Here is an 8176-nt window from a genome sequence, read left to right as displayed (position 1 = left end):
GACCGGTGCGATCGAGTTGCCAGAAGGCAAAGAGATGGTGATGCCGGGTGACAACGTGTCGATCACGGTGAAGTTGATCAACCCCATTGCGATGGAAGAGGGCTTGCGTTTTGCCATCCGCGAAGGTGGCCGCACGGTTGGCGCTGGCGTTGTTGCCAAGATCCTCGCTTAAAGAGGTTCCTGTAGGGGTATAGCTCAATTGGCAGAGCGTCGGTCTCCAAAACCGAAGGTTGTAGGTTCGATTCCTACTGCCCCTGCCACCTGAAACGGTGGATTTTTCAAGCCCGCTAGGCCCTAGCGGGCTTACTTGTCTGGTAAGAGCCCTCTGCTAAGGGGGTCCAACAAAGGTTTCAAGCCGTATGGCAACGTCCGAAGTTCAAACAGTGAGCACAGCAGGTGACAAAACGCGAACGGCTTTGGCTGTGGCCCTTGTCTTGGCTGGTTTTGTGGCTTATTTCATGTTGGAAGACCAAGGCGGCCTGGTCCGATGGGCCAGTTTGTTGGTGGCCATGATCGCAGCGGCGGCGGTCTTTTTCACTTCTGAATCAGGCCGTCAGTTGATTGGTTTTGGCAAAGATGCTGTGCGTGAAACCAAAAAAGTGGTGTGGCCTGAGCGCAAAGAGACTTTGCAAATCACTTTGTATGTGTTCGCGTTTGTGGTGGTGATGGCTTTGTTTCTCTGGCTCACTGACAAAACACTTGAGTGGGTTTTTTACGATCTGATACTCGGCTGGAAAAAATAATGAACGATGTTGTAGTCAATGCGCCGATGGCGGGCTCTTCGACCAACCCGGACCTGAAGTGGTACGTGGTCCATGCTTATTCGGGCATGGAAAAGGCGGTCGAACGCAACATTGTCGAGCGCATCACGCGCTCGGGCATGGAAACCAAATTTGGCCGCATTTTGGTGCCGACAGAAGAGGTCGTTGAAATCAAAAATGGTCAAAAAAAGACCACTGAGCGCAAGTTTTTCCCAGGCTATGTGTTGGTCGAAATGGTCATGGACGATGAGACCTGGCATTTGGTCAAGCACACCAACAAAGTCACAGGCTTTGTGGGTGGGGCAAAAAACCGCCCTGCACCGATTTCTGAGGCCGATGTCCAGAAAATCGTCAGCCAAATGCAAGAGGGCACAGACAAGCCCCGCCACAAAGTGGAGTTCGAAGTGGGTGAGTACATCCGGGTCAAAGAAGGCCCGTTCACCGATTTCAATGGCACCGTCGAAGAGGTCAATTACGAGCGCAATAAAATGCGCGTTTCTGTCACCATTTTTGGCCGTGCCACACCCGTTGAACTCGAATTCGGTCAAGTAGAGAAGACCTGACCGTCTCTTTTATCGAACAGGTGCTTCCCGACTCGGTGCCTGTTTTCAATCCTGAGTCGTTAACCCCGGGAAGCCGAAGATCGAAAGATCCCAAGCGATATCACCCGCAAGGAGAAAAGCATGGCGAAAAAAATCGTCGGCTTCATCAAGCTGCAAGTGCCAGCTGGTAAAGCCAATCCATCACCCCCCATCGGTCCAGCCTTGGGCCAACGTGGCTTGAACATCATGGAGTTCTGCAAGGCGTTCAACGCCCAGACCCAAGGCGTCGAGCCAGGTATGCCATTGCCTGTGGTCATCACAGCCTTTGCTGACAAATCCTTCACCTTCATCATCAAAACGCCGCCTGCGGCCACTTTGATCAAGAAGTCCCTGAAGCTTGACAAAGCGTCCACCAAGCCTGGTTTGGAAAAAGTGGGCAAGATCACGCGGGCTCAGCTGGAAGAAATCGCCACAACCAAGATGAAAGACCTGACTGCCGCCGACATGGACGCAGCCGTTCGCACCATCGCTGGAACTGCCCGCTCCATGGGCGTGAATGTGGAGGGCGTGTAAATGTCCAAGTTGACTAAAAAACAAAAAGCACTCGTTGGCAAAGTGGACAGCTTGAAGCTGTACGCCCTGACCGATGCCTTGAGCATGGTCAAAGAACATGCCACAGCCAAATTTGACGAGTCCATCGACGTGGCGGTTCAACTGGGCATCGATGCCAAGAAGTCCGACCAAGTGGTGCGTGGTGCGGTGGTCTTGCCAAACGGCACAGGTAAAACCGCTCGCGTGGCCGTGTTTGCCCAAGGCGCCAAGGCTGAAGAAGCCTTGGCTGCGGGCGCAGACGTGGTCGGCATGGACGATTTGGCTGCTCGCGTCAAAGCGGGAGACATGCCTTTTGACGTGGTCATCGCGGCACCTGATGCCATGCGTGTGGTGGGCACTTTGGGTCAGATCTTGGGTCCACGCGGCCTGATGCCCAACCCCAAAGTGGGCACTGTGACCCCTGATGTGGCCACCGCGGTGCGCAACGCCAAAGCCGGTCAGGTGCAATTCCGTGTCGACAAGGCCGGTATCGTGCACGGCACCATTGGTCGCCGTTCGTTCGACACCGACAAGTTGCAAGGCAACTTGGCGGCACTGATTGAAGCCTTGGTGAAAGCCAAGCCTGCCACCAGCAAAGGCGTTTACCTGCGCAAAGTGGCTGTGTCCTCGACCATGGGTGTGGGCGTTCGCGTCGACACCCAATCCATCTCGGCGTGATGGTGGAAATTTGAGGGGCTCGAAAGAGCACCTCAATGTGGTGGGCCGTTGTATTTGCAAAAGTACAACGGGTCATCCAAGACCGTTGGTGCACACGCTGTGTGCTTAATCAACAAAACGCCAGGTGATCCTGAAGTTTTGGGCCAACGCAGATGGCGATCCCGCTGCAGATGGATGAAGATCCAAAACAGTTGGTCGCTGCAAATAGGCGTGTTCAAGGGGCAACCCGGACAACACATACAAAGGAGTAGACCTTGAGTCTGAATCGCAGTGAGAAAGAAGCGGTCATTTCCGAAGTGACCGGACTCGCCGCAAAAGCTCAAACGCTTGTGATGGCGGAATACCGTGGCATCACGGTCGCTGACATGACCCATCTGCGCGTCAAAGCTCGCAGCCTCGGCGTATCGCTGACGGTGTTGAAAAACACCTTGGCGCGCCGTGCTGTGACCGGAACGCAGTTTGAAGTTGTCGCCGACCAGATGACCGGCCCGCTGATCTATGGCTTTTCTGAAGATGCCGTGGCCGCCGCGAAAGTGGTGGCCGATTTCGCGAAGACCAACGAAAAATTGGTCATTCGCGCAGGTGCATTTGCAGGCAAAGCTTTGGACGCAAACGGCGTGAAGCAATTGGCAAGCATTCCTTCGAAAGAAGTTTTGTTGGCTCAATTGTGTGGCTTGCTGATGTCGCCCATGTCCCGCACCGCCGTGGTGTTGGGTGCTTTGGCGGCTAAAAAAGGCGAAGGCGAAGCTGTTGCCGCTTAAGGCCAGCGTTCGTGTTTTAACCAATTGTTAGGAAATTAGAAATGGCATTCGATAAAGACGCATTTTTGACCGCGCTGGACAGCATGACGGTCATGGAACTCAACGAGCTGGTGAAAGCCATCGAAGAGAAGTTTGGTGTAAGCGCTGCAGCCATGGCTGCGCCAGCCGCTGCCGGTGGTGGCGCTGCCGCTGCTGCTGAAGAGCAGACCGAGTTCAACGTCATGTTGACCGAGGTGGGTGCCAACAAAGTGTCCGTGATCAAGGCCGTGCGCGAAATCACGGGTCTGGGCTTGAAAGAGGCCAAAGACTTGGTGGACGGCGCGCCCAAAGCGGTCAAAGAAGGCATGCCCAAGGCTGACGCTGAGGCCGCCAAGAAAAAGCTCGAAGAAGCTGGTGCCAAGGCAGAACTCAAGTAATTGGGTTGGAGCTCCAAGGCTGGCGTGTCCAAAAGGCACTCCAGCCTTTGGTGCTTAAAAAAAGGGTCTTGTCTTTGCATGAGACCCAATGCCCGATGCCCTGAATTGGTGGTTATCTGATACCGCAAAGTGGACTCGAATCAAGTCCGTTTTGCAGTGTTTTCTGACCCGACTGCAGAAAACCCTTGGTACGGGTTGCGTGCAATGCGCAATCGTCCGCCAACGCTGGTAGTGGCCAGCCGCCAAGACCGTTGGAGGGGTGCAAAAGCCCTTTTGACATTCAGTTCTGAAAGATCAAGCCCGGAGATCTCATGGCCTATTCCTATACCGAACGCAAGCGCATCCGAAAAAGTTTCGGCAGCCGCGAAAGCGTGCTCGAAGTCCCTTACCTGCTGCAAATGCAAAAAGACGCTTACACGTCGTTTCTGCAAGCTGGGGTAGCTTCATCCAAACGCACACACGAAGGCTTGCAAGCAGCCTTTGAGTCCGCGTTTCCCATCGTGTCCCACAATGGTTTTGTGGAGATGAAATTCACCGAGTACAACTTGGCCAAACCTGCGTTTGATGTGCGCGAGTGCCAGACCCGAGGCTTGACATTTTCATCGGCTGTGCGCGCGCGCGTGCAGCTCATCATCTACGACCGCGACTCTTCCACATCGCAAAACAAGGTCGTCAAAGAGGTCAAAGAGCAAGAAGTCTACATGGGCGAAGTGCCCTTGATGACGAACAAAGGCTCCTTCATCATCAACGGCACCGAGCGCGTGATCGTGTCGCAGCTGCACCGCTCGCCGGGTGTGTTCTTTGAGCACGACAAAGGCAAAACCCACAGTTCGGGCAAGTTGCTGTTTTCGGCCCGCATCATCCCTTACCGGGGTTCGTGGCTCGATTTTGAATTCGACCCCAAAGACATTTTGTATTTCCGTGTTGACCGCCGTCGCAAGATGCCTGTTTCGATTTTGCTCAAGGCCATTGGCCTGAACCCAGAATCGATCTTGGCCAACTTCTTTGTGAACGACAACTTCCGCTTGATGGACAGCGGTGCCCAAATGGAATTTGTGGCCGAGCGTCTGCGCGGCGAAGTGGCCCGTTTCGACATCACCGACAAATCGGGCAAAGTGGTGGTGGCCAAAGACAAGCGCATCACGGTGCGCCACACCCGCGAGCTCGAGCAGTCTGGCACCACGCACATCAGCGTGCCCGAAGACTTCTTGATTGGCCGCGTGGTGGCCCGCAGCATTGTCGAGGCCGAGACAGGCGAGATCATTGCCAAGGCCAACGAAGAGTTGACCGAAGCCTTGCTGAAAAAACTGCGCAGCTCAGGCATCCAAGACCTGCCATGCATCTATACGAATGAACTCGATCAGGGTGCGTACATTTCGCAAACCTTGCGCATCGACGAAACCGCGGACGAATTCGCCGCGCGCGTGGCCATCTACCGCATGATGCGCCCTGGCGAGCCGCCCACAGAAGACGCGGTGCAAGCCTTGTTCCAACGCTTGTTCTACAACCCCGACACGTATGACTTGTCGCGCGTTGGCCGCATGAAGTTCAACGCCCGCGTGGGCCGTCCCGATTCGACCGGCCCCATGGTGCTGACCAACGAAGACATCTTGGCCGTGGTCAAGATCTTGGTGGACTTGCGCAACGGCAATGGCGAAGTCGATGACATCGACCATCTGGGCAATCGCCGTGTGCGTTGCGTGGGCGAATTGGCCGAAAACCAGTACCGCACCGGTCTGGCACGCATCGAAAAAGCCGTGAAAGAGCGTTTGGGCCAGGCCGAGCAAGAACCGCTCATGCCGCACGACCTGATCAACTCCAAGCCAATTTCTGCAGCACTGAAAGAGTTTTTCGGTGCATCGCAGCTGTCGCAGTTCATGGACCAGACCAACCCCTTGGCCGAGATCACCCACAAGCGCCGTGTCTCGGCCCTTGGCCCGGGCGGTTTGACCCGCGAGCGTGCTGGCTTTGAAGTGCGCGACGTGCACGTGACCCATTACGGTCGCGTTTGCCCGATTGAGACCCCTGAAGGCCCCAACATCGGTCTGATCAACTCGCTGGCGCTTTACGCCCGCTTGAACGAATACGGCTTCATCGAAACCCCTTACCGTCAAGTGATTGACGGCAAAGTCACGATGAACATCGACTACCTGTCGGCCATCGAAGAAGGCAAGTACGTCATCGCCCAGGCCAATGCGGCTTTGGACAAAGACGGCAAGCTCACCGGAGAATTGGTGTCGGCGCGTGAAAAAGGCGAATCCATTTTGTGCGGCGCTGAGCGCATCCAGTACATGGATGTGTCGCCTGCGCAGATCGTTTCGGTGGCGGCCTCACTTGTGCCCTTCTTGGAGCACGACGACGCCAACCGCGCCTTGATGGGTGCCAACATGTCGCGCCAAGCGGTGCCTGTGTTGCGCCCTGAAAAGCCCATGGTGGGCACCGGCATCGAGCGCGTTGCGGCCGTCGACTCGGGCACCGTGGTCACGGCCACCCGTGGCGGCATCGTGGACTATGTGGACGCGACACGCATTGTGATCCGCGTGAACGACGCAGAAACCTTGGCCGGTGAGGTGGGTGTAGACATCTACAACCTGATCAAGTACCAGCGCTCGAACCAAAACACCAACATCCACCAGCGCCCCATCGTCAAGCGTGGCGACAAGCTGGCCAAGGGTGATGTGATCGCCGACGGCGCATCGACCGACCTGGGCGAAATCGCCATCGGTCAGAACATGCTGATCGCCTTCATGCCTTGGAACGGCTACAACTTCGAAGACTCGATCTTGATCTCTGAGCGTGTGGTGTCGGAAGACCGCTACACCTCGATCCACATCGAAGAACTCGTGGTCATGGCGCGTGACACCAAGTTGGGCGCGGAAGAAATTTCGCGCGACATCCCCAACCTGTCCGAGCAGCAACTGGGCCGTCTGGACGACTCCGGCATCATTTATGTGGGTGCAGAAGTGCAGCCTGGCGATGTGTTGGTGGGCAAGGTCACACCCAAGGGCGAGACCACCCTCACACCCGAAGAAAAACTGCTGCGCGCCATCTTCGGTGAAAAAGCCAGCGACGTGAAAGACACTTCCTTGCGTGTGGACCAAGGCTCACAAGGCACGGTGATCGACGTGCAGGTCTTCACCCGTGAAGGCATCGTGCGCGACAAGCGCGCCCAGCAAATCATCGACGACGAACTCAAGCGTTTCCGTTTGGACCTGAACGACCAGCTGCGCATCGTGGAAGCCGACGCATTTGACCGCATCGAAAAGTTGTTGGTGGGCCGTGTGGCCAACGGCGGCCCACAAAAGCTCGCCAAAGGCAGCAAGATCGACAAGGCCTACATGGCGTCTGTTGAGAAATTCCATTGGTTCGACATCCGCCCGGCCGAAGACGATGTGGCCATGCAACTCGAGTCCATCAAAAACTCGCTGGAGCAAACCCGCCACAGCTTCGACTTGTCGTTTGAAGAAAAGCGCAAAAAGCTCACCCAAGGCGACGAGTTGCCAGCTGGCGTGCTCAAAATGGTCAAGGTCTATTTGGCCGTCAAGCGCCGCTTGCAGCCCGGAGACAAGATGGCCGGACGGCACGGCAACAAAGGCGTGGTGTCCAAAATAGTGCCGGTCGAAGACATGCCTTTCATGGCCGACGGCACCCCTGCAGACATCGTGCTCAACCCACTGGGCGTGCCATCGCGCATGAACGTGGGCCAGGTGCTCGAAGTGCACCTGGGCTGGGCCGGCAAAGGCATTGGTCAGCGCATTGGCAACATGCTGCAAGCTGAGACCCAGCGCATGGAAAAGATCGCTGACCTGCGCAAGTTGTTCGAGCAGCTCTACAACAGCATGGGCCGCAAGGAAGACCTGTCGCAGCTGAGCGACGACGACGTGCTGGACATGGCCCACAACCTCAAAGAAGGTTTCCCATTCGCCACGCCCGTGTTTGACGGTGCGGCCGAAGAAGAAATCCGCGCCATGCTGCACTTGGCTTACCCAGACGAATTGGCCAAGGCCAAAGGTCTGACGGCCACACGCACCCAAGCCAATTTGTTTGACGGTCGCACGGGCGACGCCTTTGACCGTCCGACCACCATTGGCTACATGCACTTTTTGAAGTTGCACCACTTGGTGGACGACAAAATGCACGCCCGTTCCACAGGCCCCTACAGCTTGGTCACGCAGCAGCCGCTGGGTGGTAAGGCGCAGTTCGGTGGTCAGCGTTTCGGCGAGATGGAAGTGTGGGCATTGGAAGCGTATGGCGCCTCTTATGTCCTGCAAGAAATGCTCACCGTCAAGTCCGACGACGTGCAAGGCCGCACCAAGGTGTACGAGAGCATCGTCAAAGGCGAACACTCCATCGAAGCGGGCATGCCCGAGTCGTTCAACGTGCTGGTCAAGGAAATCCGTTCGCTGGGCCTTGACATCGAGCTCGAG

At 56.2% G+C, this 8176-nt stretch carries 7 protein-coding genes, 1 tRNA gene and 1 pseudogene; all 9 read left to right on the top strand.

From position 1 onward, the window contains the following. A pseudogene (gene tuf, locus ACIQ39_RS17390) lies at positions 1-172 on the top strand (elongation factor Tu); the annotation flags it as partial. 12 nt (positions 173-184) lie between these two features. Further along, positions 185-260: transfer RNA gene (locus ACIQ39_RS17385), tRNA-Trp, on the top strand. A gap of 99 nt (positions 261-359) precedes the next feature. Continuing rightward, positions 360-743 (top strand): preprotein translocase subunit SecE, encoded by a 384-nt coding sequence (secE, locus tag ACIQ39_RS17380; RefSeq protein WP_396435851.1) that lies wholly within the window; start codon positions 360-362, stop codon positions 741-743. After that, positions 743-1324 carry a transcription termination/antitermination protein NusG gene (nusG, locus tag ACIQ39_RS17375; protein WP_396435850.1) on the top strand — a complete coding sequence of 194 codons (582 nt, stop codon included), beginning with the start codon at positions 743-745 and terminating at the stop codon, positions 1322-1324. Before secE ends, nusG begins: the two co-directional genes overlap by 1 nt. Before the next feature lie 120 nt (positions 1325-1444). Then, on the top strand, positions 1445-1876 hold the full coding sequence (rplK, locus tag ACIQ39_RS17370; protein ID WP_396435849.1) for a 50S ribosomal protein L11: 432 nt from the start codon (positions 1445-1447) through the stop codon (positions 1874-1876). Further along, entirely contained in the window at positions 1877-2572 is a 696-nt protein-coding gene (rplA, locus tag ACIQ39_RS17365) for a 50S ribosomal protein L1 (protein WP_396435848.1), read from the top strand. It begins immediately after the preceding gene. A gap of 254 nt (positions 2573-2826) precedes the next feature. Continuing rightward, a complete protein-coding gene (gene rplJ, locus ACIQ39_RS17360; RefSeq protein ID WP_396435847.1) occupies positions 2827-3333 on the top strand; it encodes a 50S ribosomal protein L10 in 507 nt (168 codons plus the stop codon). 41 nt (positions 3334-3374) lie between these two features. After that, positions 3375-3749, top strand: a complete 375-nt coding sequence (gene rplL / locus ACIQ39_RS17355) for a 50S ribosomal protein L7/L12 (protein ID WP_396435846.1) — start codon at positions 3375-3377, stop codon at positions 3747-3749. Between the two features lie 311 nt (positions 3750-4060). Beyond that, the coding region (gene rpoB, locus ACIQ39_RS17350; protein WP_396435845.1) for a DNA-directed RNA polymerase subunit beta at positions 4061-8176 on the top strand (4116 nt) is incomplete at its 3' end.

It is taken from the genome of Limnohabitans sp., assembly GCF_044361645.1.
Taxonomy (GTDB): Bacteria; Pseudomonadota; Gammaproteobacteria; order Burkholderiales; family Burkholderiaceae_C; genus Limnohabitans_A.
The sequence above is the reverse complement of the archived record's forward strand: the minus strand, read 5'-3'. Positions and strand labels throughout refer to the sequence as shown.

Coding starts and splice junctions, on each gene's coding strand:
- secE (WP_396435851.1), top strand. CDS start 360: ATGGCAACGTCCGAAGTTCAAACAGTGAGCACAGCAGGTGACAAAACG.
- nusG (WP_396435850.1), top strand. CDS start 743: ATGAACGATGTTGTAGTCAATGCGCCGATGGCGGGCTCTTCGACCAAC.
- rplK (WP_396435849.1), top strand. CDS start 1,445: ATGGCGAAAAAAATCGTCGGCTTCATCAAGCTGCAAGTGCCAGCTGGT.
- rplA (WP_396435848.1), top strand. CDS start 1,877: ATGTCCAAGTTGACTAAAAAACAAAAAGCACTCGTTGGCAAAGTGGAC.
- rplL (WP_396435846.1), top strand. CDS start 3,375: ATGGCATTCGATAAAGACGCATTTTTGACCGCGCTGGACAGCATGACG.